The sequence below is a fragment of the Rhodococcus sp. OK519 genome, from assembly GCF_003051005.1.
Lineage (GTDB): Bacteria > Actinomycetota > Actinomycetes > Mycobacteriales > Mycobacteriaceae > Prescottella.
On sequence record NZ_QAOW01000001.1, the window covers coordinates 107,630 to 132,171 of the forward strand.

General features: G+C 68.4%; 30 protein-coding genes and 1 riboswitch. Of the genes, 23 read left to right on the forward strand and 7 right to left on the reverse strand.

The genetic code is table 11. The features are described 5' to 3' along the window. The first annotated feature begins 8 nt into the window (after positions 1 to 8). Complete coding sequence (locus C8K36_RS00535) at positions 9 to 521, forward strand: winged helix-turn-helix transcriptional regulator (RefSeq protein ID WP_107982524.1); 513 nt, start codon at positions 9 to 11, stop codon at positions 519 to 521. Between the two features lie 81 nt (positions 522 to 602). On the opposite strand, the gene C8K36_RS00540 is transcribed toward C8K36_RS00535, so the two are convergent. After that, positions 603 to 1,007 carry a phage holin family protein gene (locus C8K36_RS00540; protein WP_107982525.1) on the reverse strand — a complete coding sequence of 135 codons (405 nt, stop codon included), beginning with the start codon at positions 1,005 to 1,007 and terminating at the stop codon, positions 603 to 605. Between the two features lie 264 nt (positions 1,008 to 1,271). Here C8K36_RS00540 and C8K36_RS00545 point away from each other — a divergent pair, with 264 nt between their 5' ends. Together C8K36_RS00545 and C8K36_RS00550 are read left to right on the forward strand one after the other, a co-directional pair. After that, positions 1,272 to 2,534, forward strand: a complete 1,263-nt coding sequence (locus C8K36_RS00545) for a glycosyltransferase 87 family protein (protein WP_258194422.1) — start codon at positions 1,272 to 1,274, stop codon at positions 2,532 to 2,534. A 16-nt stretch (positions 2,535 to 2,550) separates the two neighbouring features. Beyond that, complete coding sequence (locus tag C8K36_RS00550) at positions 2,551 to 2,973, forward strand: hypothetical protein (RefSeq protein ID WP_107982526.1); 423 nt, start codon at positions 2,551 to 2,553, stop codon at positions 2,971 to 2,973. Between the two features lie 6 nt (positions 2,974 to 2,979). Here C8K36_RS00550 and thiE read toward each other — a convergent pair whose 3' ends face one another. After that, positions 2,980 to 3,672 carry a thiamine phosphate synthase gene (thiE, locus tag C8K36_RS00555; protein ID WP_107982527.1) on the reverse strand — a complete coding sequence of 231 codons (693 nt, stop codon included), beginning with the start codon at positions 3,670 to 3,672 and terminating at the stop codon, positions 2,980 to 2,982. 26 nt (positions 3,673 to 3,698) lie between these two features. Next, a riboswitch (TPP riboswitch) is annotated at positions 3,699 to 3,810 on the forward strand. Between thiE and thiO the strand changes: the two genes are divergently transcribed. The 11 genes from thiO (at position 3,808) to C8K36_RS00610 (ending at position 12,960) form a co-directional block, all read left to right on the forward strand. Then, on the forward strand, positions 3,808 to 4,875 hold the full coding sequence (gene thiO, locus C8K36_RS00560) for a glycine oxidase ThiO (RefSeq protein WP_107982528.1): 1,068 nt from the start codon (positions 3,808 to 3,810) through the stop codon (positions 4,873 to 4,875). Its footprint overlaps the riboswitch before it by 3 nt. A gap of 11 nt (positions 4,876 to 4,886) precedes the next feature. Then, positions 4,887 to 5,096 carry a sulfur carrier protein ThiS gene (gene thiS, locus C8K36_RS00565; RefSeq protein ID WP_005517880.1) on the forward strand — a complete coding sequence of 70 codons (210 nt, stop codon included), beginning with the start codon at positions 4,887 to 4,889 and terminating at the stop codon, positions 5,094 to 5,096. 1 nt (position 5,097) lies between these two features. Beyond that, entirely contained in the window at positions 5,098 to 5,847 is a 750-nt protein-coding gene (locus C8K36_RS00570) for a thiazole synthase (RefSeq protein WP_301331697.1), read from the forward strand. A gap of 105 nt (positions 5,848 to 5,952) precedes the next feature. Next, positions 5,953 to 6,492, forward strand: a complete 540-nt coding sequence (locus C8K36_RS00575) for a pentapeptide repeat-containing protein (protein ID WP_107982530.1) — start codon at positions 5,953 to 5,955, stop codon at positions 6,490 to 6,492. A gap of 110 nt (positions 6,493 to 6,602) precedes the next feature. Then, positions 6,603 to 7,562, forward strand: a complete 960-nt coding sequence (locus tag C8K36_RS00580) for an ABC transporter ATP-binding protein (protein WP_107983663.1) — start codon at positions 6,603 to 6,605, stop codon at positions 7,560 to 7,562. Further along, entirely contained in the window at positions 7,559 to 8,311 is a 753-nt protein-coding gene (locus C8K36_RS00585) for an ABC transporter permease (RefSeq protein WP_107982531.1), read from the forward strand. Before C8K36_RS00580 ends, C8K36_RS00585 begins: the two co-directional genes overlap by 4 nt. Positions 8,312 to 8,394: 83 nt before the next feature. Then, the gene (locus C8K36_RS00590) at positions 8,395 to 9,426 is read left to right on the forward strand and encodes a GlxA family transcriptional regulator (RefSeq protein WP_107982532.1); all 1,032 of its coding nucleotides are present in this window, start codon (positions 8,395 to 8,397) and stop codon (positions 9,424 to 9,426) included. Positions 9,427 to 9,460: 34 nt separating this feature from the next. Then, a complete protein-coding gene (locus tag C8K36_RS00595) occupies positions 9,461 to 10,279 on the forward strand; it encodes a dienelactone hydrolase family protein (RefSeq protein WP_107982533.1) in 819 nt (272 codons plus the stop codon). 32 nt (positions 10,280 to 10,311) lie between these two features. Further along, positions 10,312 to 11,769, forward strand: a complete 1,458-nt coding sequence (locus C8K36_RS00600) for a M28 family metallopeptidase (protein ID WP_107982534.1) — start codon at positions 10,312 to 10,314, stop codon at positions 11,767 to 11,769. Between the two features lie 64 nt (positions 11,770 to 11,833). After that, positions 11,834 to 12,700 (forward strand): adenylate/guanylate cyclase domain-containing protein, encoded by an 867-nt coding sequence (locus C8K36_RS00605; protein ID WP_181319301.1) that lies wholly within the window; start codon positions 11,834 to 11,836, stop codon positions 12,698 to 12,700. 74 nt (positions 12,701 to 12,774) lie between these two features. Further along, a complete protein-coding gene (locus C8K36_RS00610) occupies positions 12,775 to 12,960 on the forward strand; it encodes a hypothetical protein (RefSeq protein WP_107982535.1) in 186 nt (61 codons plus the stop codon). 12 nt (positions 12,961 to 12,972) lie between these two features. Here C8K36_RS00610 and thiD read toward each other — a convergent pair whose 3' ends face one another. Both thiD and C8K36_RS00620 read right to left on the reverse strand, forming a co-directional pair. Next, complete coding sequence (gene thiD, locus C8K36_RS00615) at positions 12,973 to 13,821, reverse strand: bifunctional hydroxymethylpyrimidine kinase/phosphomethylpyrimidine kinase (protein WP_107982536.1); 849 nt, start codon at positions 13,819 to 13,821, stop codon at positions 12,973 to 12,975. A 152-nt stretch (positions 13,822 to 13,973) separates the two neighbouring features. Further along, positions 13,974 to 14,876, reverse strand: coding sequence for a hypothetical protein (locus C8K36_RS00620; protein ID WP_107982537.1), 903 nt, complete (start codon positions 14,874 to 14,876; stop codon positions 13,974 to 13,976). Between the two features lie 718 nt (positions 14,877 to 15,594). Between C8K36_RS00620 and C8K36_RS00625 the strand changes: the two genes are divergently transcribed. The 4 genes from C8K36_RS00625 to C8K36_RS00640 all read left to right on the forward strand — a co-directional run bounded on the left by C8K36_RS00625 (position 15,595) and on the right by C8K36_RS00640 (position 18,403). Next, positions 15,595 to 16,521, forward strand: coding sequence for a hypothetical protein (locus tag C8K36_RS00625; protein WP_258194460.1), 927 nt, complete (start codon positions 15,595 to 15,597; stop codon positions 16,519 to 16,521). An 84-nt stretch (positions 16,522 to 16,605) separates the two neighbouring features. Continuing rightward, on the forward strand, positions 16,606 to 17,208 hold the full coding sequence (locus C8K36_RS24635; RefSeq protein ID WP_181319303.1) for a hypothetical protein: 603 nt from the start codon (positions 16,606 to 16,608) through the stop codon (positions 17,206 to 17,208). Positions 17,209 to 17,598: 390 nt separating this feature from the next. After that, positions 17,599 to 17,958, forward strand: coding sequence for a GNAT family N-acetyltransferase (locus tag C8K36_RS00635; RefSeq protein ID WP_107982539.1), 360 nt, complete (start codon positions 17,599 to 17,601; stop codon positions 17,956 to 17,958). 91 nt (positions 17,959 to 18,049) lie between these two features. Beyond that, positions 18,050 to 18,403: a GNAT family N-acetyltransferase gene (locus C8K36_RS00640; RefSeq protein ID WP_107982540.1), complete on the forward strand. Its 354-nt coding sequence runs from the start codon at positions 18,050 to 18,052 to the stop codon at positions 18,401 to 18,403. Here the strand turns inward: C8K36_RS00640 and C8K36_RS00645 are convergent, their stop codons facing one another. The 3 genes from C8K36_RS00645 to C8K36_RS00655 are packed head-to-tail and all read right to left on the reverse strand — an operon-like array spanning position 18,404 to position 20,091. After that, complete coding sequence (locus tag C8K36_RS00645) at positions 18,404 to 19,204, reverse strand: exodeoxyribonuclease III (RefSeq protein WP_107982541.1); 801 nt, start codon at positions 19,202 to 19,204, stop codon at positions 18,404 to 18,406. 30 nt (positions 19,205 to 19,234) lie between these two features. Continuing rightward, positions 19,235 to 19,474: a GNAT family acetyltransferase gene (locus C8K36_RS00650; protein WP_107982542.1), complete on the reverse strand. Its 240-nt coding sequence runs from the start codon at positions 19,472 to 19,474 to the stop codon at positions 19,235 to 19,237. An 11-nt stretch (positions 19,475 to 19,485) separates the two neighbouring features. Next, positions 19,486 to 20,091, reverse strand: a complete 606-nt coding sequence (locus C8K36_RS00655) for a peptide deformylase (protein ID WP_107982543.1) — start codon at positions 20,089 to 20,091, stop codon at positions 19,486 to 19,488. 129 nt (positions 20,092 to 20,220) lie between these two features. Here C8K36_RS00655 and C8K36_RS00660 point away from each other — a divergent pair, with 129 nt between their 5' ends. From C8K36_RS00660 to C8K36_RS00680, 5 genes are all read left to right on the forward strand, one after another. After that, positions 20,221 to 20,547 carry a DUF3263 domain-containing protein gene (locus C8K36_RS00660; RefSeq protein WP_107982544.1) on the forward strand — a complete coding sequence of 109 codons (327 nt, stop codon included), beginning with the start codon at positions 20,221 to 20,223 and terminating at the stop codon, positions 20,545 to 20,547. 49 nt (positions 20,548 to 20,596) lie between these two features. Further along, entirely contained in the window at positions 20,597 to 21,166 is a 570-nt protein-coding gene (locus tag C8K36_RS00665) for a LytR C-terminal domain-containing protein (protein ID WP_107982545.1), read from the forward strand. A 62-nt stretch (positions 21,167 to 21,228) separates the two neighbouring features. Beyond that, positions 21,229 to 21,939: a superoxide dismutase[Cu-Zn] gene (gene sodC, locus C8K36_RS00670; protein ID WP_107982546.1), complete on the forward strand. Its 711-nt coding sequence runs from the start codon at positions 21,229 to 21,231 to the stop codon at positions 21,937 to 21,939. Positions 21,940 to 22,051: 112 nt separating this feature from the next. Beyond that, entirely contained in the window at positions 22,052 to 23,170 is a 1,119-nt protein-coding gene (locus tag C8K36_RS00675) for a glutamate--cysteine ligase (RefSeq protein WP_107982547.1), read from the forward strand. Positions 23,171 to 23,194: 24 nt separating this feature from the next. After that, positions 23,195 to 24,526, forward strand: coding sequence for a phosphatase PAP2 family protein (locus C8K36_RS00680; protein WP_107982548.1), 1,332 nt, complete (start codon positions 23,195 to 23,197; stop codon positions 24,524 to 24,526). Positions 24,527 to 24,542 lie beyond the last annotated feature (16 nt).

Genomic DNA, 24,542 nt, shown 5'->3' on the forward strand with positions numbered 1-24,542 from the left:
CTGGGCGTATGGAGGCAGCACGACTCGACGGGTTTCTCGCGGACCGGGACGCGTGGCGTCCTACCCAGTGCTCGATCGCCAAGGCGATGGATGTGGTCGGGACGCGGTCGGCGATGCTGATCCTGCGCGAGGCGTACTACGGGACCACTCGCTTCGATCACTTCGCGGAGCGGGTCGGGATCACCGAGGCGGTCGCGGCGGCGCGGCTACGAGAACTCACGTCCGAGGGGCTGTTCGAGCGTCGGCCCTACAAGGAGCCGGGTCAGCGCACCCGTCATGAGTACGTGCTCACGGAAAAGGGGCGTGATCTGCTGCCTGCGGTGCTGGCGCTGATGCAGTGGGGCGACCGGTATCTACAGGGGGAGCGGGGCGGCCCGCTCGACCTCGCCGACGACACGAACGGCGAACCCGTGCACGTCGAGGTGCGCAGCGAATCGGGACGTCAGGTGCCGCTGGAGGAGATCCGCGTCGTCCCGAACGTCACCGAGGAACAGGCCCGCCGCGCGATGCGCCGACCCTGATACCTCCGCGTTTTGCGCACTTATCGACCTTTGGGGGCCTGAAATTCAGCGATAAGTGCGCAAAACGCGGGGGAGGGCAGGTCAGGCGGTGGCCTTCTTGTTCTTTTCCTTGCGCTCCGCGACCTCGTCCTTGAGCAGGAACATCGGCAGCAGGACGGTCGCGAGGGCGGTCACGAGCCACACGACGAGCGACGCCAGAATCCAGGTGCGCCAACCGCTGATCGACAGCCCGGTGATGACCGACGCGATGACGAGCGAGACGAACGTCGACACCAGGCCGATGCCGCCGAGGAAGGCCGGGGCGTTGCGGGCCGCGATCTTCATGATGAACGGCGACAGCAGGCTCTGCGCGACGGCGAACACGATGGCCGCGGTGATGAACCCGGTGGCAGTGACGTGCACGTCCGGCAGCAACCACACGGCCGCCAGGATTCCGATCGCGGCCGAGCCGAGGAAGATTGCCGTCCGGATGAGGAAACGAATCATGTTCGGGGCCTTTCGTGTCGACCGTGCCGGCGATCGTGTGAATCGGATGGTCGATTCTCGGCGGAGTCTATCCAGCCCGGCGCTCCGGACGGTGCAAGATGAGTCCGGTCGTGTTGCGGGGACGGTAACGGGACGAAGTGGCGATGCGACAACCGGATCGGGCTCCCGGTGACCGGATGCGGTTTCCGTCCGGCCGGGGTCATTGCTTAGTCTTGGTATCGAGGCTGTGGGTTCTGGGGCGGACCACGATCGGAAGGGCGAGTCGTGCTGAGGAAGGTTCTCGTCGAGGGGCGCGAGATGCCGCGTCGGACAGAGACTCTGACGATTCTCGCGTTGTGGGCCGTCGCCTCGGTGGTGTTGCTGTTCACGACGGTGCGGCCGTGGATGCCGAAGATCGGGCTCCTCGCAGGTGGCGCGGACCTCGACGTGTACCGCGACGGCGCCCGCCACGTCATGGAGGACCTCCCGCTCTACACCGAACCGGTGATCCACGGACTGCTCTACACCTACACGCCGTTCTCGACGCTGATGTTCCTCCCGTTCGGCCTGCTGCCCGGCGGGTACGACAAGTACCTGTGGATGGCGGCCAACGTCGCGCTGCTGATCGCGATCGTGGCGCTGTGCTGGCGGATGCTGGGCTACCGGATCACCCCGTACGTGGTGTCGGCGTCGGCGCTGCTGGCGGCGTCGTGCACGTTCCTCGAACCCGTGCGGACCACGCTGTTCTACGGGCAGATCAATCTGGTGCTGCTGGCCTTGATCCTGTGGGACGCCTCGCGCGGTGAGCGGAGCAGGCTCAAGGGTGTCGGTGTCGGCATCGCGGCGGGCATCAAGCTCACGCCTGCATACTTCGTCCTCTACTACCTGGTGTTGCGGCAGTGGCGAGCGGCCGCCGTCGCGGTCGGGTCCATCGTGGCCACGATCGGCGTCAGTTGGCTGGTGCTGCCGAACGATTCGAGGCAGTACTGGACGGAGACGTTCTTCGAATCCACCCGCATCGCGGAGGACACACATCCGTCCAACCAGTCGATCCGCGGTGCGATCGCGCACCTCACCGGCAAGCCCGCGCCCGTCGCACTGTGGCTGATCCTCGTTATCTGCGCGGTCGCGGTGAGCATGTGGATCGTGGTGCGGCTGCATCGGCGGGGCGAGACGCTGCTCGCGGTCACGGTCGCCGGACTGAGCGCGGCGGCGGTGTCGCCGTTCTCGTGGAGTCACCACTGGGTGTGGTTCGTTCCGCTGCTGGTCTACGTGGTGCACCGGACGCTGACCGACCGGCGGTGGTGGATCGCGGCCGTCGTGGTGTACGCCGCGGCAGGCGCGTGGCCGTACCAATGGGAAGCCGACAACGTCGTTGTGGGCCTGTTCCTGTTCCCGCCGTGGTGGACCCTCGCGGACGTCCTGATGAACGTATATCTGCTCGTCTATCTGGCTGTTCTCGTCGGTGCCGCGGTGATCGCGTTCCGCGGCGAACCGGACCGCGTCGAGGAGAAGCCGACACCGGTGCATGAGCCCGAACCGGTGTGATGCCACCATTCCGGGCATGCGTATTCGACATCTGATCGCCGCCGTCCCCGTAGCCCTGCTGGTTCTCACCGGTTGCAGTGACGGTGGCGACGCCGACTCGAAGGCTGACGGCAAGACGACCGTCACCGTCGATCCCTCCGCCGACGCGCAGGACTCCGCGGTCTCGGTGATGTGTGCCCAGGTGGTCGCCTACCTCGACGCGACGCAGCAGCAGGCCGAGGCGGCCGATCAGCCGTTCGACCGTGCGGCGAAGGGCAACGAGTTCCTCGACACGTTGAAGGCGAACGGCGGAACCGTGGTCGCGGCCTACAACCAGCAGGCCCAGGCGTCGGGTGAGCCGATGCTCGACCCGGCGACCGCGACGTGGGACGACGTGCCGGCCGAGGCCCGCGAGCTCATCGAGCAGTCGGTGCAGTCCGGGATCGCCGGGAGCTGCTGACGGGTCTCAGCCGCGCAGCGCGTCGGACAGCGCCTGCGCGGCACCCTGCGGGTCGTCGGCCGCGGTGATCGCGCGCACGACGACGATGCGGGTGGCGCCGGCCTCGAGGATCTCGGGCAGCCGCTCGTGGTCGACGCCGCCGATCGCGAACCACGGGCGGGACGGCTGCGCCTCGGCGGTGCTGCGAACCAGTTCGATGCCCGACGCGGCCCGGCCCGGCTTGGTGGGGGTGGCCCACACCGGTCCGGTGCAGAAGTAGTCGACGTCCTCTTCGATCGCGGCGAGGCTGGCCTGCGCGCGGTTGTTCGTGGAACGTCCGATCACGACATCCGGCCCGACGATCTGACGCGCGTAGTGCACCGGCAGGTCGTTCTGACCGAGGTGCAGGACGTCGGCACCCGCTGCGAGCGCGAGGTCGGCGCGGTCGTTGACGGCGAGTAGTGCGCCGTGACGGCGGGCCGCGGCGCCGATCACCGCCAGCGCAGCCAGTTCTTCCTTGACCTCCATCGGCCCGAACTCGCGTTCACCGGCCGAGCCCTTGTCTCGGAGCTGGACGATGTCGACACCACCGGCGAGCGCCGCGTCGACGAAGTGAGCCAGATCGCCCTTGTCGCGTCGGGCGTCGGTGCAGAGGTAGAGGCGCGCGTCGGCGAGTCGCTCGCGGGGCGTCAGGCGCTTGACGGACTGGGAGGCATGCACACCTCGAACGGTAGTCTCTAGTTCGGACGAATCAACACGGGAGTCCCAGGAGAGTAGGGGCTGAGAGGGGGCCTGCCGGCCCCGACCGTCATACCTGACCCGGATCATGCCGGCGCAGGGAGTGAGGTGGAGTGAATGACCCGATCGGTATCCGTCGTCGGAGGCGGTGTGATCGGCCTGTCGATCGCGTGGCGTGCTGCACAGCACGGGTGGGCGGTGACGCTGTACGACCCGGCGCCCGGTAGCGGCGCCTCGTGGGTGGCCGGCGGCATGCTGGCCCCGCTGTCGGAGGGCTGGCCCGGCGAGGAGATGGCGCTGGCGCTCGGTGCGGCGTCGCTGCAGCGGTGGCCGGACTTCGGCGCCGAACTCGAGCGGATCGCGGATCTGAAACTGTTCACCTCCGACGATTCGCTCACCGTCGCGCTCGACGCCGCCGACGCCGCGGACCTGCACACGATCGCCGACTGGGTGGCCGAGCAGGGACACGAACTGCACATTCTCAATCGCGCGCAGATCCGTGAACTCGAGCCCTCGCTGGGCCGCGGCATCCGGCTGGCACTGCGGGCGCCCACCGAACTGGCCGTCGACAACCGCTTGCTGGTGCGGGCGCTGCGGACCGCCGCGGTCGCGGCCGGCGTCGAGGTGATCGAACGGGTCGTGACGGATCTGGACGTGCTCGACTCCGACCAGGTGGTGCTGGCGGCCGGATCGAATTCGGCGCAACTGTGGCCGAACCTGCCGGTGCGCCCGGTGAAGGGCGAGATCCTGCGCCTGCGGGCCCGGCCGGGCGTGACGCCCGCCCCGCTGCGCACCATCCGCGGCAGCGTGCACGGGCGGCCGTCGTACCTGGTGCCACGCGCCGACGGGATCGTCGTGGGCGCAACACAGTACGAGTCGGGACACGACACACAGGTCACCGTCGCGGGCGTGCGCGATCTCATCGCCGACGCCGAGGCGTTGATGCCCGGGATCGGCGAGTACGAGCTGTACGAGGCGAAAGCCGGTCTGCGCCCGATGAGTCCGGACAACCTGCCGATCATCGGACGAGTGTCGGACCGTGTGGTGCTCGCGACCGGGCACGGACGAAACGGCATCCTGATGACCCCGGTCACCGCGGACGCGACGGTCGCGATCTTGGGCGGCAACCCCCTGTCGGAGGCGGAAAGTGCCACCGCCGCACGATTTTCACCCGCGAAGGCATGAGTGAGGTTCGAATGAGTGAGTTGATCGGAATCACCGTCAACGGGGAGGACCGCGAGTTCGACGGCCCCCTGACGGTGACGGAGTTGCTGGAGCGGCTCGAGCTGCCGCAGCGTGGTATCGCCGTCGCGGTGGACGGCGCGGTGTTCCCGCGCGGCCGCTGGACCGAGTCGGTGGGCCGCGGCTGGGAGATCGAGATCCTCACGGCGGTGCAGGGTGGCTGACATGGGCAAGCTGACGATCGCCGACCGCACCTTCGGCTCCCGCCTGATCATGGGCACGGGCGGTGCCGCGAACCTTGCGGTGCTCGAGGAGGCGCTGGTGGCGTCGGGCACCGAACTGACCACCGTCGCGATGCGCCGCGTCGACGCCGCGGGCGGCACCGGGGTGCTCGACCTGCTTCGACGTCTCGGTATCGCGCCGCTGCCGAACACAGCCGGGTGCCGCGGCGCCGCGGAGGCCGTGCTCACCGCTCAGCTTGCGCGGGAGGCGCTCGAAACTCACTGGGTGAAGCTCGAGGTGATCGCCGACGAGCGCACCCTGCTGCCCGATGCCATCGAATTGGTTTCCGCCGCAGAGCAGTTGGTGGACGACGGCTTCACCGTCCTGCCGTACACCACCGACGACCCGGTGCTCGCGAAGCGGCTCGAGGACGTCGGCTGCGCCGCGGTGATGCCGTTGGGTTCGCCGATCGGCACCGGTCTGGGCATCTCGAATCCGCACAACATCGAGATGATCGTCGACGCCGCGAACGTCCCCGTCATCCTCGATGCCGGTATCGGCACCGCGAGCGATGCGACGCTCGCGATGGAACTCGGCTGCGACGCGGTGCTGCTCGCGACGGCCGTCACCCGCGCGAAGGATCCGGCGCTCATGGCGTCGGCGATGCGCGGTGCGGTCACCGCCGGCCACGAGGCGCGGCACGCCGGCCGAATCCCCAAGCGGTTCTGGGCGCAGGCGTCGTCGCCGATGTAGGCGCGCCGCGGATCACGGAATGATTCAGATCCCAGGCCGAGCGCGAATTCGCGCTAGGCTCGGGACCGACTGCTCCGTTGGTTCGAGTGCCTGGGAGGGCATGCCATGACGACGTTGAGTGCCGATCTCCTGGACCTGCTCCGCTCGGACGTCGTGGCGTGGAATGCCCGGCGCGACCAACTGCCCGACGCGCCGGATCTCCACGGCCTCGATCTGTCGGGCGCCGACCTCGCCGGGGCCAATCTCACGGGCGCCAACATGGAGGGCACGGATCTCTCCGGGGCCGACCTGACGTCGGCCGAACTCGGCGGTGCCAACCTCACCGGCGCCGACCTGTCGGGAGCCGTCGCCGCGGACGCCGACTTCAGTAAGGCCTATCTGACCAACGCGAAGCTGACCGGGGCGGTGCTCACGCTGTCGTTCCTGACATCGACGTACCTCGCGCACGCGAACCTGGCGGGGGCGGACCTGTCCGGTGCCTACATGACGGGGGCACATCTCGAGGACGCCGATCTGACCGGGGCCAGGTTGCGTGGTGCGTACCTCGCGCACGCCGACCTGACCGGCGCGGTGCTGTCCACGGCCGACGTCAGCGGCGCCGACCTGACCGACGTGACAATGCCCGACGGAGCGGTCCGGGACTGACTCGGGGTGATCCCCGACATGGCTCGGGGTCGGTGTCATCCCACGGTATGACGCGCGAATAGACCCGAGGTCGATGCGCAGGTGGGGGCATTTCGGGCAGAGTGGTGCGCATGATTGAAGTGAGGGGACTGACGAAGACCTACGGGTCGACGAAAGCGGTGGACGATCTCACGTTCTCCGTGAAGCCGGGAATCGTCACCGGCTTCCTCGGACCGAACGGTGCCGGCAAGTCGACGACCATGCGCATGATCCTCGGCCTGGACACGCCGACGTCGGGTACTGCGCTGGTCGAGGGGGTTCCGTACCACCAGCTCAAGCAGCCGTTGCGCACGGTCGGCGCGTTGCTCGACGCCAAGTGGGTGCACCCCAACCGTTCGGCCAAGGCGCATCTGCAGTGGATGGCCGCGGCCAACTCGCTGCCGATGTCGCGCGTCGACGAGGTGCTGCGCCTGGTGGGCTTGAGCGAGGTCGCGGGCAAGAAGGCCGGCGGATTCTCGCTCGGCATGTCGCAGCGACTGGGCCTGGCGGGCGCGCTGCTGGGCGATCCGAAGGTCCTGTTGTTCGACGAGCCGGTCAACGGTCTCGACCCGGAGGGCATTGTCTGGATCCGCAAGTTCATGCAGAGTCTCGCCGCCGAGGGCCGCACGGTGCTGGTCTCCAGCCACCTGCTGTCGGAGATGTCGCTCACCGCCGAGCACCTCGTCGTGATCGGGCGCGGGCGCCTCATCGCCGACGTCAGCGTCAAGGACTTCGTCGACCGCGCCTCCGATTCGGCGGTGCGGGTGCGCAGCCCCCAGCTCGACGCACTTCGCGGTGTGCTCACCGCGCAGGGCTTCGCCGTCCACGAGGATCCGGGCGCCGATCACCAGCCCGCGCTGCTGGTGGCGGGTGCGCGCACCGACGAGGTCGGTGCCCTCGCCGGAGCCAACGGCATCGTGCTGCACGAATTGGCGTCGAAGCAAGGCTCGCTCGAAGAGGCATTCATGAAGCTCACCGGTGACGACGTGCAGTACCACGCGCAGATCGCCGGTCAGCCGGCCGCGCAGAACATGGGAGGTGCGCTCCGATGAGCGTGTTGAATGCAGAGCGCATCAAGCTCACGTCCACCAAGTCGCCCCTCTGGTGCAGCCTCATCGCCGTCGTGGTGAGCGTCGGATTCGCGGCGATCATGGGTGTGGCCTACAAGTCGACGGTCGAGTCGGGAGACACCTCGTTCGGCGAGTTCTCGGTAGCCCTGACCCAGGCGGGCGCCGCGCAGTTCGGCGCCATGCTCGTGATGATCATGTCGGCGCTGGCGGTCACCACCGAGTACCGGTTCGGCGTTATCCGCACGACGTTCCAGGCGATCCCCAACCGCACCCAGGTGATCGGTGGCAAGGCCCTGCTCTTGGCGATCGTCGCGGCTGTTCTCGGACTGATCATCGCGCTGCTGTCGTTCACGGTGGGTCAGGCGACGTCGGGCCTGTCGCTGTCGATCGGCGACGGCAGCAATGCTCGTGAACTGTTCGGCATTCCGATCTACTTTGCGCTGCTGGCGGTGCTCGCGGTGGGGGTGGGCACGCTGATCCGTCAGTCGGCCGGTGCCATCTCGTTGCTGCTGCTGTGGCCGCTGGTGATCGAGAGCCTCGCGACGATCATCCCGAAGGTGGGCAAGTACGTCGGCGAGTTCGGGCCGTTCAACAATGTGTCGTACTTCCTCGGCAGCGGTGGGGGTTTCGACTTCCACTGGGGTCCGTGGGGCGGCCTGCTCTACTTCGCGGCGTTCGTCGCGATCGTGTTCGGTGCCGCACTGTTCGTGGTGAACAAGCGCGACGCCTGAGTCTCCCGCTCGAAGCGCCCGGTCGAAGTCTTTCGGCCGGGCGCTTCGGCTATCTTCGGCCTTGACGACGGGAGGGTGACTCGATGCGGATCGGGGTGCTGGCCTACGAGGGCTGTCTGGCAGCGGAGATCTTCGTGTTCACCGACCTGCTCCGAATCGCCAATCGTGTTGCGCGCGAGACGGGTGTGGCGACCGAGGATCCGTTCCGGGTGTCGGTGATCGCAGCGTCGTCCGACCCTGTCGCGGCGGCGGGAGGCTTTCCGATCGGCGCCGAGCGTTGGCACCACCGGTTCGATCGGTTGATCGTTCCCGGCTTCGAACTGGTCCCGTCCGAGGATCTCGCCGTACGACTGGAAGCCCGACGACGCGAGACGAACTTCTTGGCGGCGGCAGGAGACCGGGGAACTCGGATCGCCTCGGTGTGCGTCGGCGCGTTCCTGCTGGGGGAGGCCGGCCTGCTCGACGGGCGGCGGGTCACCACGTCGTGGCTCTTCGCGTCGCACCTGGCGCGGCGCTACCCGCGGACGATCGTGTGCCCCGAGGCGCTGATCGTCACCGACGGGACGGTCACCACGACGGCGGCGTTCAGTGCCGCGCTGGATCTCGCGACCGCGCTGGTCCGGGAACATCTCGGCGACGACATCGCCCGCGCCACCGCGCGGATCACGCTGGTGGCCGAGAACCGGACCAGCCAGGCCCCGTACATCGTCGATTCGATGCTGCCGTCGGCGCGCAGACCGTTCGCGGACGAGGTGGGGGCGTGGCTGGTGGAGCGTCTCGCCGAACCGTACGACCTGGGCCGCCTCGCCGACGCGTTCCACGTGAGTACCCGGACGCTGCTGCGGCGCTTCGGGGCCGAGACGGGGCGCTCTCCCCTCGACTTCCTCCGTGGGGCACGGGTGCGGGCGGCGCGGAACCTGCTCGAGACCACCGACCTGCCGCTGGCCCGTGTCATCGAACGTGTCGGGTACCGGGATGCCGGCACGTTCCGGCGCCTGTTCGTCGAGCAGGTGGGGATGAATCCGGCCGACTACCGCCGCAAGTTTCGTGGCGATGCAGCCACCATGGGTGGCGATGTCGCCTCTCCCCGGCGAGCCGGGGCCCGGACAGACTGACCGGACCATCATCGATCAGTCACGGAGGACACCGGTGCCCCGACGCAGCCTGCACGAGGACGATCCGCTCGACGACTTCGAGCGGCGCCGCATCGAGGAGAACGGCGTCCCCAAGACCGTCTACGTCGCGGGTTCCGGTCCGGCGGTGATCGTCATGCCGGAGATGCCGGGGATCAGCCCGCACGTCGCCCGGTTCGGGCGGTGGGTGCGCGACGCCGGGTTCACCGTGTATCTGCCGTCGCTGTTCGGCCGGGACGGCGCCGTCCCCGGCGTCGAGGAGGGGGTGACGGTGCTCCGCCGGGCATGTGTGAGCGCGGAGTTCCGGGCGCTCGGCGCCGACGGGACGACCCCGGCCGTCGCGTGGTTGCGCGCGCTCGCCCGCCGCGCGCACGGGGAGTGTGGCGGACCGGGCGTCGGGGCGATCGGCATGTGTTTCACGGGCAACTTCGCGCTGTCGATGATGCTCGAGCCCGCGATGGTGGCGCCGGTGCTCTCGCAGCCGTCGCTGCCGCTGGACGATCCGGACGGAATCGACGGCGGCCCCGAGGAACTCGCGTCGGTGCGCAAACGTCTCGAGGAGGATGACCTGACGGTGCTGGCCTACCGCTTCGAGGGCGACAAGTTCTGCCGCGCACAGCGGTTCGCGGCGTACGAGCGGGCGCTCGGCGATCGGTTCGAGGCGCGGGTGTTGCCCGACAGTGCCGCCAATCCGGAGACGTCGCCGTTCTTCGAGCACGTGATCGCGAGCCCGCACAGCGTCGTCACGGCGCATCTGATCGACGAGGCCGGCCAGCCCACCGTCGCGGCGCGGGACGAGATCCTCACCTTCCTCGCCAAGCGGCTGAGGCACTGAGGATCCGGGTCGGAGCGGGGTACTCTGCCCGCATGCGGATCAGGGTGGGGTTGGTCGCAGGTCTGTCCGGTGCGCTGCTGCTCGCGGGATGCAGTGATCCCGACGAGGTGGGTCCACCCGTCGACGGCCCGGGCCTGGCCGCGGCGATCGACGCCGACGCGGTGATGGGCGATCTCGAGCAACTGCAGCGGATCGCGGACGCCAACGGCGGCAACCGTTCCGTCGGCACACCCGGCTACGACGCCAGCGTCGACTACGTCGTCGGACAGCTCGAGGGCGCCGGATTCGACGTCGAGACACCGGAATTCGACGTCGACAAGTTCGCCGCGCAGACTCAGACCCTCGCGTTCGCGGGGCGTGAGGTGCCCGTCGCGGCGCTCACGTATTCGCCGGGGACGCCGCAGGGTGGGCTCACTGCGCGTCTGGTGCCGGCACCGTCGGACGACACCCCGGGCTGTGAGGCCACCGACTACGACGGCCTGGACGTCACGGGCGCGGTGGTACTGGTCGATCGCGGCGCGTGCCCCTTCGCGCAGAAGCAGCAGGTGGCGGCCGATCGAGGCGCGGTGGCCGTGCTGGTTGCCGACAACGAGGATGCCGAGCTTCCCGGCGGCACGCTGGGGGCGAAGGCGGACGCGCGCATCCCCACCGGCGGCGTCAGCAAGGCCGACGGCGTCGTGCTGCGCCAGGGCGGCGACGTGACCCTCACGCTCGACACGACGGTCGAAACGGTCAAGTCCCGCAACGTGATCGCGCAGACGAAGACCGGCGATTCCGGCAATGTGGTGATGGTGGGCGCGCACCTGGACTCGGTGCCGGACGGCCCCGGCATCAACGACGACGGCTCGGGTGTCGCGTCGCTGCTCGAGACGGCCCGGCAGCTCGGCGCGAAGCCGAATACGGCGAACGCGGTGCGGTTCGCCTTCTGGGGTGCCGAGGAGGAGGGGCTGAACGGGTCGACGGCGTACGTCGAGGGTCTCGACGACGCGGCCCGCGCCGACATCGCGCTGTACCTCAACTTCGACATGGTGGGTTCGCCCAACGCCGGCTACTTCGTCTACGACGGCGACAACTCCGACAACGTGGGCGAAGGCCCCGGGCCGGAGGGTTCGGCCGGGATCGAGCGCACGTTCGCGGCGATCGTGCTGCAGTTGGGGGTGACGCCGGGCGGAACGGACTTCGACGGGCGATCGGACTACGGCCCGTTCATCGCGGCCGGCATCCCGTCCGGCGGCCTGTTCACCGGCGCCGAGGAGAAGAAAACGCCGGCTCAGGCACAGCAGTGGGGCGGTGCGGCCGACGCCATGTTGGACCCGAACTATCACACCGCGCAGGACACCGTCGCGAACATCGACCGCACGGCGCTGGCGCTCAACGCGGAGGCGATCGGGTACGGCATCGGGCATTACGCCCAGTCGACCGACGGCGTGAACGGGGTGCCGCCCGCGGGCGACGCTCGGAGCGCGGCCCGGGCCGATGTGGGCAAGTAGGCGCCGAAACCGGCGTCACGCGGCAGTTCTGCGAGACGACCCGGCCACGATTACTCTTGCCGGGGTGAGTGACGACCCGGAGGGCGACGCCACACCGGAGCCGGCCCTGACGGATTCCGGCACGGAGGGCGGCTACGCCAAGGTCACCGGCTCGGTGGCGAAGTGGGTACGCGACGCGGACCGGCAACCCCAGTTGGTCGACGCCGTGCGCCGGATCAGGCGCTCACTGCCCGGTGATCCCGCCTTCGGTGACCCCCTCTCGACGGCTGGTCCCGGCGGCGCGCGGGCCGCGGCCCGCATGATCGACACCGGATCGGGGGCGTCGCGCGAGGTGAGCATGGCGGCGCTGCAGGTGCTGCAGGCGGTGCTCGAGAAGACGTGGGGCAGCCCCGCGGACGGCGAGGTCACCATCGTGTTCACCGACCTGGTCGGGTTCTCCAGCTGGTCGCTGCAGGTGGGAGACGGCGCCACGCTGTCGCTGCTGCGGGAGGTCGCGGCCACCATCGAGCCGCCCATGATCGCGCGCGGCGGCCAGGTGGTCAAACGGCTGGGCGACGGGCTGATGGTGGTGTTCGACCACCCGGACCGGGCCGTCGAGGCGGTGTTCGCGGCGCGTGCGGCGCTCGCGACCCTCGGCCACACCGGCTACCGCCCCCGCATGCGCGTCGGATTGCACACCGGCGCCCCGCAGCCCATCGGCGCGGACTGGTTCGGCGTCGACGTCAATGTGGCCGCCCGCATGATGGAGCTCGGCGGGAACGGCAACGTCGTCGTCTCCGGCAACACGCACGACGCGATCGGCGAGGAGCGCCTCGGCGAGCTGGGCCTGGTCGCGCGGCGCTACCGGCGTGGGCTGCTGGCGGCGCCGCAGCGCGGGGTGCCCGAGGACCTGCGGGTCTACGTGCTGCGCCCGGCGCCGGCGGGGCGATGACGGCCTAGCGGACCATTCGGACGACTTCGGGAAACCGTTGCCGCCCCCGACACCCGGCGCGCACACTGGGGAACGTGACCGAGTCCGGGCATCCGCAGCGCACACCCTTCTACGGGGTGCTGATGATCATCGCGGCGCTGGCCGCGGCGATCGCGGTGAGCTACTACGGGCCCACGTGGCTCCGGATCACCGTCTACATTCTCGCGGTGCCGGTGGTGGCGGTCGGTTTCGTCATGACCCTGCGCGACTATTCGCGCTGATCAGGCGTTCTGTTACTTCTCGGGATCCAGTCGCCACAGCGGCGACACCGGACCGTGCCCGGCGCCCAGGTCGTACGACGCCTCGAGGCACTTGGTGACCCATTCCTTGCCGAACGCGACCGCGTCGGGCATCGCGTAGCCATTGGCGAGCGCGCACGCGACGGCCGCGGCGAGGGTGTCGCCGCCGCCGTGATCGTTGCCGGTGTCGATCCGCGGGCTGGTGAACTTGTGGAAGGTGTCGCCGTCGAACAGCAGGTCGGTGCTCGACGTCGACGAGCGCAGGTGTCCGCCCTTGACCATCGACCACTGCGCGCCCAGTGCGTGCAGGGCCTCCGCCGCGCGGCGTGCGGTGGCGTCGTCGACCACTTCGATGCCGGTGATGAGGCGCACCTCGTCGAGATTCGGCGTCACCAGCGACGCGATGGGGATGAGGGTGTTGCGGACGGCGTCGAGTGCCTCGGCGTGCAGCAGCGGATCGCCGTGCATGGACGCGCACACCGGGTCCACCACCAGCGGGATGGAACCGTCGCGGCCGATGCCCACCTCGGTGCACACCTGCGCGACGGCCTCGATGATCGCGGTGGACGCGAGCATGCCGGTCTTGGCGGCGGACACGCCGATGTCCTCGACCACGCAGCGCACCTGCGCGGCCACCGTCTCGGGCGGGATCTCGTGAAAACCGCTGACGCCCACCGAGTTCTGCACCGTCACCGCGGCGACCGCGACGCACGCGTGCACCCCGCACATCGCCATGGTGCGCGAATCGGCCTGGATGCCGGCGCCGCCGCCGGAGTCGGTGCCGGCGATGGTGAGGGCGCGGATCGGGGTCTGGCCGGTCGGCGTCAGGGGCAGGTAGTTCACGGCCTCGAGCCTACCCAGGCGAGGCGGGTGCGACGGACGGTGGTGTGAGTCGTGCGGCTGGGACACCTACGACGTGAGTCGTCCCGGTACCGGAGGGATACCGGCACCGGGACGAGGTCAGCGGTGGATCAGGGGATGCGGGCGGATCAGGACTAGAGCAATTCCCATCCGCCGACGTTGTAGACGGCGCTGGTGGTGGACAGGGAGTTACCGGCGCCCGCGGAGGGCAGGCCCGCCCGCAGGTTGACCGCCCAGTTCAGCGAGCCGAGCGGGCCGCAACCGGAGGCTCCGGGGACGGCGAAGTCGGTGGCGGTGTGGGGTGCCTGCGGCCAGACGCCGCCGGGCACGTCGGGGCCGTTGTCCGAGATCCATTCGGCCTGTCCGGCGCTGCCCACGAGTGCGAGGGACAGGTTGATCGGGGTGGCGGCGGAGCCGATGTAGCAGTTGTCGCCGAGGAGCGGATTGGAAAGCTTGAGCCGCACCGGAAGTTGCATGGCGAGGGTGTAGGGCTGTACGTCGGGCAGGGCGACGGCCTCGACGGTTGCCTGGATGGCGGTGGGGCCGAACGTCTCGGCCGAGGCGGCGCCGAATGCTCCGCCGGGAACGGTGATCGGGTTGGCGTACACGCCGAACTTGCCGTCGTCGGCGGCCGGGACGAAGGTTTGGATTGTGGGGTCGTCGGCGTCCTGGGAGACGCCGCCAGCGATCATCAGGCTGCCGTCGGGGACCGCGACGTCGAGGTTGCCGATGCGCATGGTGCCGTCCCTGACCACGACCGTCATACAGGTGCCCAGGTCGGTGACGGGGTTGTAGACCAGATCGAGCCGGCAGGTGTCCCAGTTCTCGAATTCGTATGGCGTGCCGGGTGCGGCCGACGATCCGGTCGAGGAGCCACTGCTGCCGGACGAGCCGCTGCTGCCTTCGGAACTGGACAGGCTGCCGCTGCTACCGGAGCTGCCTTCGGCCGATCCGGCGGCGTTCGCGACGCCGCCGCCGACCATGGCCAGCGCGGCCGTGGCCGCCAGCACGGCGGAGCGGGTGGTGTTCTTTCGCATGTACTTCCCCCATACGGATGTCGACTCGGCCAGGAGGTTCGGTCGAACCCAGCTGTGACTGCCCGAGTGCACTACTGACAGGTTGGCGCCGCCCTGGCAGGGGCCTTGGCGACGCCTGGCGTCGAGGTGAGTCGGGCGTGCCCCGGATCGAGATGGGGCGCAGATGCGCTCATCCGAATCCCCCGATGTTCCCCGTCCAGAGCCGGACCTTGTTGCAGTCCGACTGCGAGCGTGTAACAGATCGTCACACACACAGCGGATGTCATGTGCCGGTTTCGGGAGGATCGGCGAAATCTATCTGCGGTACACCAAAACTGTACTGCAGTACAAACTTTGGCATTGACCGAAAAGGCGACCTGAAAGGTCGGGTGTCGTCACGGCCAGGGCCGGCCCCTTGCTGGAAGTCGTGCGCCTAGGCGAATATCGGCCGACCGGTATCTCGGACTGTCGACCTGCGTGGATCTCGGAAATGGCAAGGGGCGCAACATTTATTGAACGCCCGTCCAGCTGAGGGCCTGCTTGGCAGCGGCCGGGGGAATTGTCGAAACTGTCACGCGAAGGCGTCGTGTGTGTGACGATCTGTTACGCGCACGCAGTCGGGCCGACATCAGGTCCGGCTCAGGATGGGGAATCTCGGGGGAGATCAGGAACGGGCACAACCCCGCTCGTTCCGGACTTACGCCAGCAGCGCACCCGACTCACCCCAACGTCATGCATCGTGCTCGAGGTGCAGTGCATATCGAGCCGATGCTCTTCCGTGAGAAATGCACTCGATCAGCGATGTCGAGTCTTGCTCGAATCGAATCTGGCCGGGTGTGTACCCGAATGGGGGTTCAACGTGAGAAAACTCATGACCCGCTCCGTGATCCTGGGTGCGGCAACAGCTTTGGCTCTGGTCGGGGGTGGTGTGGCGGACGCAGCCGCCCCGGTATCGGGGGCGAAGTACGACTTCAAGAATTGGGACACCTGCCAGCTGGACAAGGTCTACGACCCTGCCACCGACCTGGGCACCTGCATGACGGTTGTGGTCAGGGACGGCACTATGCGTGTCGGCAGCCTCAACGTCCAGATTGCGGATGGAAGCCTGATGATTGCCGGCGGCGTCAGTCAGCCGGATCCGACCCACCCGACCAATCAGGTCTTCGTTCCCGCCGCCAATGATGGCAAGTTCGGTGTGTACTCGAAGTCGATCAGTGTCCCCGGTGGCGCACTCGGAACGGGTTCGTCCGAGGACTTCGGCCCGACGGCCATCCAGGCGACGGTCGAAGCCGTGGCCTTGCCGTCGGTGCAGCCGTACACCCTCGGTGTCGAGCTTCCGGTTCGGTTGAAGTTGACCAACCCGCTCCTGGGGAACAACTGCTACATCGGTTCTGCCTCCAATCCGATCCGGCTTTCGTTGGCGCTCCAAGATGCTGGTGCTGCGCAGTGGATTTCGGACACGGTTCCCGGGGTCCCGGGCGGGGTCTGGCCCCAGGCGACGCACAAGGCCACCAACTTTGCGGTGCCCGGCGCCACCGGATGCGGTCTCTTCGGCTCGCTCAACTGGGCCGTCAACCAACGTGCCAACCTGCCGTCAGGTGGTTCGGGCAATTCCCTCTCCACCACCAGCTCCGTCTACAACGCCGCCGGATGGGAGCTGCTGTAGCGCCGCGATCGAATCGATTCATCGAAGCCTTTCCACTCGACCGTTCATCCGAACGGGGCTCCACCTCACACGAAGGAGAAACGAATGGCAACGAAAGTTCTCAACCGGGGTAGTGCGGTTCTGGCCGTCGCCGCGGTCGCGACGTTGACGGCAGCGGGGATGGCGTACGCGTCGACAACGATCACTCCCGCGAACACGCCGGTCACCGCAACCAGCAGCGATCTCCGGATTCTCACCCCGGGATACACCATGCGCTGCACGAATGTGTCAGGCACCGGAACGACCCCGGCTGCGCCCGGCAACGTCAACCCGTCCACTGGCGGGATCGACATCAACATCAGCAGTGTGAGTCTGTCGAGTTGCACGCTCAACGGCCAGCCGGTGACGGTCGCTGCCAGCGGGACGTGGAAGCTGAAGGTCGACCATGACGGTGCATCTCCACAGGGTTCACTGATCATTCCCGCAGGCGGCGCGGTGGTCACGGTGCCGTCGAGTGGTTGCTCGATCACGGTGGGGGCGAGCACCATCGGGCCGCTGCCGTACGCGAAGCCGTCGGTGACCGCCTCGAACTCCGGGACGGTCAACTTCAACTCCACCGGTGGCGGAGTGTGCCCGCCGGCAGGTCCCGGTACGGCCGCCCTGACAGGCAAGCTGACGTTCTCGCCGGGAGTCGACGTCACGCCGTGACGTTGATCTGACCTAGACCGTCCCGGTATCCACGTGGGTGTGTACCGGGACGGTCGACGGATCGGATCGAAAAGTATTCAGCTGAAGGCTTTTCGAGAAGCGACTGTACGGTGGTGCAGGGGATCAGCCGGGTGGCTCTTGTGTGATTGCCAATCTGTATCGGATGGCCGGGTGAATCGATTGTGTCGACAGCAAGAGGAACCGGTCGGGTGGTATCGATTCCTCTGCTGCATTCGGGATGCGTCTTTCGGTGCTTTGCGCCTGCGATCTGGAGGGCTCGGAATCGGAGTCGAACGGATTCGGTCAAATGCCTGACAGGTTGCCCTGAACGGCTGTACTAATAGTGGCGTGGATCACATTGTTGCATCGAAAGCGTCCCGAGGAGGTGTCGTGTTCGCAGATTCGCCCAGCGCCCACGTGACCGACAACGCCGACCAGAACCGCTTCGAGTTGCGGCTCAACGGTGACTTGGTGGGAATCGTCGGCTACTACGACACCTCACCTGCCCGTCGTCGCGGCGCGCGGAAACCCACTCCCGTCGTCTCGTTCATGCACACCGTCGTCGTCGAGGACTTCGGTCACCGCGGGCTCGCCGCCGTCATGGTGCGGCGCTCGCTGGACCGGGCCCGCGACTACGGCTGGCGCGTGCGCCCGGTGTGCACGTACGTGCAGCGGTTCGTGGAGGCCAACCCGGAGTACCTGGATCTGATGGCGCCGCCCGAGGCGTCCGACGCGATCTCGCTGAACTGATCGATGCGCGGCCACGCCGCGGTCAAGGATCGGCATCGAACCGCCCCACCCGTCCCGAAACGGACCCGGTGCCGGCGGTTCGGCCGGTTTCATGGGGAACGTGAACACCGAATCCCCACGAACAGCGGGCGCCGTCGCCGTCGCCGTCCGCATCGTCGACAGCCCGCCGCACGAGCGCTACGAACTCTGGGTGCGCGACGACCTCGTCGGCATCCTCGGCTACCGCCGCGACAGTGCCGGGCCGTCCGGTGACGTGCTCACCCTGCTGCACACCGTCGTCCGCGAGGACCGGAGCGGACGTGGTTGGGCGGCGGTACTGGTGCGGGCCGTGCTCGACCGCGCCCGCAGCGAGGGCGCCCGGATCCGTCCGGTGTGCACCTACGTCACGCGGTTCCTCGGCACCCACACCGAGTACCTGGACCTGCTCGACGAGCAGCCGGCCTGATCAGGCCAGATCCACCACGACCGGCGCGTGATCGCTCGCGCCCTTGCCCTTGCGCTCGTCCCGGTCGATGTGCGCGCCGGTGACCCGCGAGGCCAACGCGGGGGAGCCCAGTACGTAGTCGATGCGCATGCCCTGCCGCTTGGGGAACCGCAGCTGCGTGTAGTCCCAGTAGGTGTAGACGCCGGGGCCCGGCGCGAGCGGGCGCACCACGTCGGCGAAACCGGCCTCGGCGAACGCGTCGAACGCGTCCCGCTCCGGCTGCGACGTGTGCGTCTTGCCCTCGAAGAACGCCGGATCCCACACGTCCTCGTCGGTGGGCGCGACGTTCCAGTCGCCCATCAGCGCGATCTGCGCGTCCGGGTTGCCGGCCAGCCAGCCCTCCGCGTCGGCGCGCAGCTTCGCGAGCCACTCCAGCTTGTAGACGTAGTGCGGATCCGTCAGGTCACGGCCGTTGGGCACGTACAGGCTCCACACCCGCACCCCGCCCACCGTCGCACCGATCGCGCGAGCCTCCTGCGTGGCCTCCGCCTCGGGATCCTTGTTGAACCCGGGCTGGTCCGCGAACCCGACCTGCACGTCCTCGAGCCCGATGCGCGACGCGATCGCCACGCCGTTCCACTGGCTCAATCCGACGTGCGCCACCTCGTAGCCGGCCTCGGTGAACCGTTCGTACGGGAACTGCTCGTCCTTGCACTTGGTTTCCTGCATCGCCAACACATCGGTGTCGGTGCGGGCCAGCCAGTCCACGATCCGGTCGGTTCGGGCACGGACCGAGTTCACATTCCACGTCGCGAGTCGCACACCGCCGAGGGTAGTCAGCTACCCCGACAGTCACCGAACCCGGCCGTCGGACCGGCGCACCGGCTTGGGGCCCAGCTCCTTGAGTCGCACCACGTCGGCGCGCTCGATCTCGACCACCCGGTCGTCGGCGGTGCGGACCACCACCGTCGGCTCGAGCTGCTCGAGCGTCCCGATCACGTCGGTGAGCGGATACGAGCCTCCGGGTGGCAGGCGATACCGCACCACCACCCGGCCGCCGATCACCGGCGGACCCGACTCGCGACTCGTCACGGATCCTCGACTCAGTCTTCTTCGGAGTCCTCGTCGTGACCGAACGGGTCGTCGACCGTGCCCGGCGTCCAGCTCAGCCCCGGCACGCCCCAACCCTCGTACTTGATCGTCTTCTTCGCCGCGCGCTTGTTGCGGCCGATCAGCACGTCCACGTACAGGAAGCCGTCGAGGTGACCGGTCTCGTGCTGCAGCATCCGTGCGAAGAAGCCGTGGCCCTCGATCTCGATCGGGTTGCCGTCCTCGTCGGTGCCGGTGACCTTGGCCCAGTCGGCGCGCCCGGTGGGGAACTGCTCACCGGGAACCGACAGGCAGCCCTCGACGTCGTCGTCCTCGTCCGGCATGGTCTCCGGGATCTCCGACGTCTCGAGCACCGGGTTGACCACGCAGCCGCGGCGACGGGTCGACTTGCCGTTCTCGTCGACATCGGGGCAGTCGTACACGAACAGGCGCTTGGCGACACCGACCTGGTTCGCGGCCAGACCCACACCGTTCGCGGCGTCCATCGTCTCGTACATGTCGCGGATCAGATCGGCGAGTTCGGCGGGGGACTCGGTCACGGGCTTGGTCGGCTCGTGCAGGACGGGATCGCCGACGATCCGGATCGGAAGAATAGCCATGGTCACCAAGGATAATGGGCGTGATATTCGCGGCGCGTCCCCCTGGAACCCCGTCGCCCTCGCCGTGACCGTGGTTCAATGACCAGGAAGAACATCGGTGTAATTCGAACCGAAGCAGCGAGGAGTGAGATGGACGGCGCAGCAGCTCGGAACGAGTCCGAACGCAGCGACGGAGCGTCGGGCAACGAGGTCGGCGAGGACGGACTGACTCGCCGCGAACACGACATTCTCTCCTTCGAGCGGCAGTGGTGGAAGTACGCCGGGGCCAAGGAAGAGGCCATCAAGGAACTCTTCGCCATGTCGGCCACCCGCTACTACCAAGTGCTCAACGCGCTGGTCGATCGTCCCGAGGCGCTGGTCGCCGACCCCATGCTGGTCAAGCGCCTGCGGCGCCTGCGCGCCAGTCGCCAGAAGGCCCGTGCGGCCCGCCGTCTGGGCTTCGACCTCAGCACGTAGCCCTCACCACCTAGCCCCGCGCTCTACGCGCCGATTAAGGTCGTGAGTCGTGACCACCCCGAATCCAGAGTCGTCAGGCCCCCCACTGCGAGCGATCGCGATGGTGCTGATCGCTCTCGCGATCCTCTTCGCCGGCCTCGGCGCGGCATCGCTGGGTGGCTCCGATTCCGACGAGACGGCCACCGAGACGTCGCTGACGACGACGGCATCCGCCGCCGCCGCGCCCGCGGCAGCACGCACGACGACTGCGGCGCCCACCACGACCGCCGCCGAGTCCACCACCCAGACCAGCACCGCGACGTCGACTTCGAGTGCTGCAGCCGCCACGTCCGGGCGGGTCGACAAGTCCGTCCCGGTGCGGGTGTTCAACAACAGCACGGTCTCGGGGCTGGCCGCGCAGACCGCCGATGAGCTGACGTCCAGCGGCTGGAGCATCTCCGAGACCGGCAACTACAGCTACGGGCAGATCCAGAACACCACCGTCTACTACGGCAGCAGCGCTTCCGAGAAGGCCGCCGCGCAGGCCATCGCTGCCGAACTGGGAGTGAAGGCGGAACCCCGTTTCGCGGGAATCGACAGTGCGTCGCCCGGCGTGATCGTGATCGTCACCTCCGAATAGTTCGGCACGACGCGCTGGTTATGATCATCCGCAGATTTCAACCACCTCGAAGGAGCGGTTCGATGGCCTCGCAATTCTCCCGTCGCAAGTCCTGGCGTGTCGTGACCCCGTTGGTCGCGATCGCCGCGCTGGGCTTGACCGCATGCTCGAACAACGAGGAGCCCACCGACGTTCCCGGCACCACCCCGCCGGTGTGGACCGGCGCCCCCGCTCCCGCGGGCGAGCACGGTGAGAGCGGCTCCGAGCACGCCACCACCACCGGTTCCGCCGACAACGTCGCGGTGACGCTGAAGGACGCCAAGGGCGCCCAGGTGGGCACCGCGACGCTCGCCGCAACCGGCGGCTACGTGCAGATCACCGTCGATGCCCAGGGCCTCGAGCCCGGCTTCCACGGCCTGCACGTCCACTCGGTCGGCAAGTGCGAGGCCAACTCCGTCGCCCCCACCGGCGGCGAGCCCGGCAACTTCCTCTCCGCCGGCGGCCACTTCCAGGTCCAGGGCCACACCGGCCACCCGGCCAGCGGCGACCTCACGTCGCTCGAGGTCCGCGAGGACGGCAAGGGCTACCTGGTCACCACCACCGACGCCTTCACCCTCGAGAATCTGAAGAACGGCGGCAAGGGGACCGCGCTGATGATCCACGCGGACGCCGACAACTTCGGCAACATCCCCACCCGCTACACGCTGCCCGACAATGCGGCCGTGCCGGACCAGCAGACGCTGTCCACCGGTGACGCCGGCGGACGCGTGGCCTGCGGCGTCATCGGCGGCTGACGACAGCACCGGATCACCCGAACGGCGGGGCCATCACGGCCCCGCCGTTTCGCGTCTGCCAGCGGTTTCCGGACCCGTGCGGGGTATCGAACCCTGTGGTTGGATCGATTGCGTGGGAGTTCCTTTTGCAGATTCACCCCGTCCGACCCTCGGCGTGGAATGGGAGATAGCGCTGGTCGACAGGACCACCCGCGATCTGTCGAACACTGCCGCCGAGGTCCTCGGTGCCGTCGGCGGACTGGCCGACAAACCCCGCGTCACCAAGGAATTGCTACGCAACACCGTCGAGTTCGTCACCGGAATTTGTGACAATGTCGGCGAGGCCATCGACGACCTGTCGGAGACGATGTCGCTGGTGCGCCGGGCCGCCGACCCGCTGGGCGTCGACCTCATGTGCGCCGGAACCCACCCGTTCGCGCAGTGGTCCACCCAGCTGATCACCCGGACGCCGCACTACGACGAACTCATCGAGCGCACCCAGTGGTGGGGGCGGCAGATGCTGATCTGGGGTGTGCACGTGCATGTCGGGATCTCCTCCAAGGAGAAGGTGTTCCCGATCCTCAACGCGCTGCTGCTGAAATATCCTCACCTGCTTGCCCTTTCGGCATCCTCTCCGATGTGGACCGGCGTCGACACCGGGTACGCCAGCAACCGGGCGCTGATGTTCCAGCAGCTGCCCACCGCCGGCCTACCGTTCCAGTTCGAGAACTGGACGCAATTCGAGGGCTATGTCGACGATCAGCTCACCACCGGCGTCATCGACAACCTCGGCGGCCTGCACTGGGACATCCGGCCCGCGCCGCGCTGGGGCACCATCGAGGTGCGGGTGTGCGACGGCATCTCCTCCCTCACCGAACTGTCCGCGCTCGTCGCCCTCATCCACTGCCTCGTCGTGTATCTCGACGAGCGCCTCGACGCGGGGGAGACGCTGCCGTCGATGCAGCCGTGGCACGTGCAGGAGAACAAGTGGCGCGCGGCGCGATACGGCATCGACGCCGAGGTGATCCTGGGCGCGGACAACAGCGAACGGCTCGTCACCGACGACCTGAACGACCTTCTCGAGAAGCTCACCCCCACCGCCGTCCGGCTCGGCTGTGCCGACGAACTGGCCCGCGTCGCCGACATCCCGCGCCGCGGCGCGTCGTATCAGCGTCAGCGCAAGGTGGCCGCCGCCACCGGCGGTGACCTGCGCGCCGTCGTCGGCTCGCTCGTCAACGAACTGGACACGTAAGTTCGAATTCATTCGCCGTTTACTATGAACGGCGTGTTGGTGGACGGTGGCGCGCGTACGGAGCCTGTGCGGCTCACCGACCGAATCCGAAATCTCTTGATCGGTGGCGTGATCGCCGTCGGCATCGTGATTCTGATCGCGCTGCAGGTCTTCGCGTCGTCCCGGGGCTTCCAGGGGCCCCTCGAGAGTCTGCGCGACGATTTTGTCGGCACCCCCAAGTCGGCGTCCGTGCCGTGGGCCGGACTCGCGCTCGCGATGGTGGGGCTCACCAACCGGCAGCGGGTGCTGGCGCTGTCGAGCGCGGTGACCATCGACGTCGTGATTGCCGCGATCCGCTACCTCGCGGGTGGATCGCTCACGGTCGGTAACGGCGCGGTGATCGTGCTGACCGCGATCGGCGTCTGGGCCGGCTGGAAATGGCAGGGCGAGCAGCGCCGCAGCGCGCTCATGGGCGTTGCTCTCGGTGCGCTGCTGATCGTCGCCACCAAGTTCGGCGACGTGTGGCTGCACATCACCGTCCTCGCCGGCCCGGAGGTCCTCGACCAGTACGTCCAGCTCGCCGACCACGCCCTCGGCAACCCGTCGTGGGTGATGGGCAACATCGTCGACGCGACCGGGTCCGTCGGCTACGCCGTCCTGCACTGGGTGTACATCGAGCTGCCCGTGGCCGCGATCGTCGTCGCGCTGTACCAGCTGCGCAAGGGCTGGCCGTCGCACCACCTGGTCCGCACGTTCCTGCTGATCGGGCTGATCGGGCCGGTGTTCTACATCCTGTTCCCGGTGGTGGGCCCCATCTTCGCGTTCGGCGCCGACGGCAACGGCTTCCAGATGGGCGACTTCTGGCCGTCGGTCGTGCCGTTCGACCTGACGCCGTCGGCGATGCCGTTCGACGACGCCACCCCGCGCAACTGCATGCCCAGCCTGCACACCGCGTGGGCGCTGGCGCTGTTCCTGCACTCGCGGCAGGGACCCCGCTGGCTGCGCTGGGGCGGCACGTTCTGGCTGGTGTGCACGCTCAGCGCGACCCTGGGCTTCGGCTACCACTACGCCGTCGACCTCATTGCCGGCGCGGTCCTGACCCTGACGCTGGAATCCGCCCTGCGCGCTCCCGAGCGCGGATGGGGCTGGTTCCGGGTGCGCCTCGTCGCCGGTGGTGCAGTGTTGCTGGCCGCGCTGCTGCTGAGCTACCGGTTCCTGGCGGTCGAGATCGCCGAGTATCCGATCGTCTCCGCGCCGCTGCTCCTCGGCGTCCCCGCGCTCTCCGCCTACGGCTACTGGCGCACGTTCTACCGCGACCCCGCCTCCTCGCGTTTTGCGCACTTATCGCTCCCGGAGGACGCCCCGACCGCGCGCTAAGTGCGCAAAACGCGGG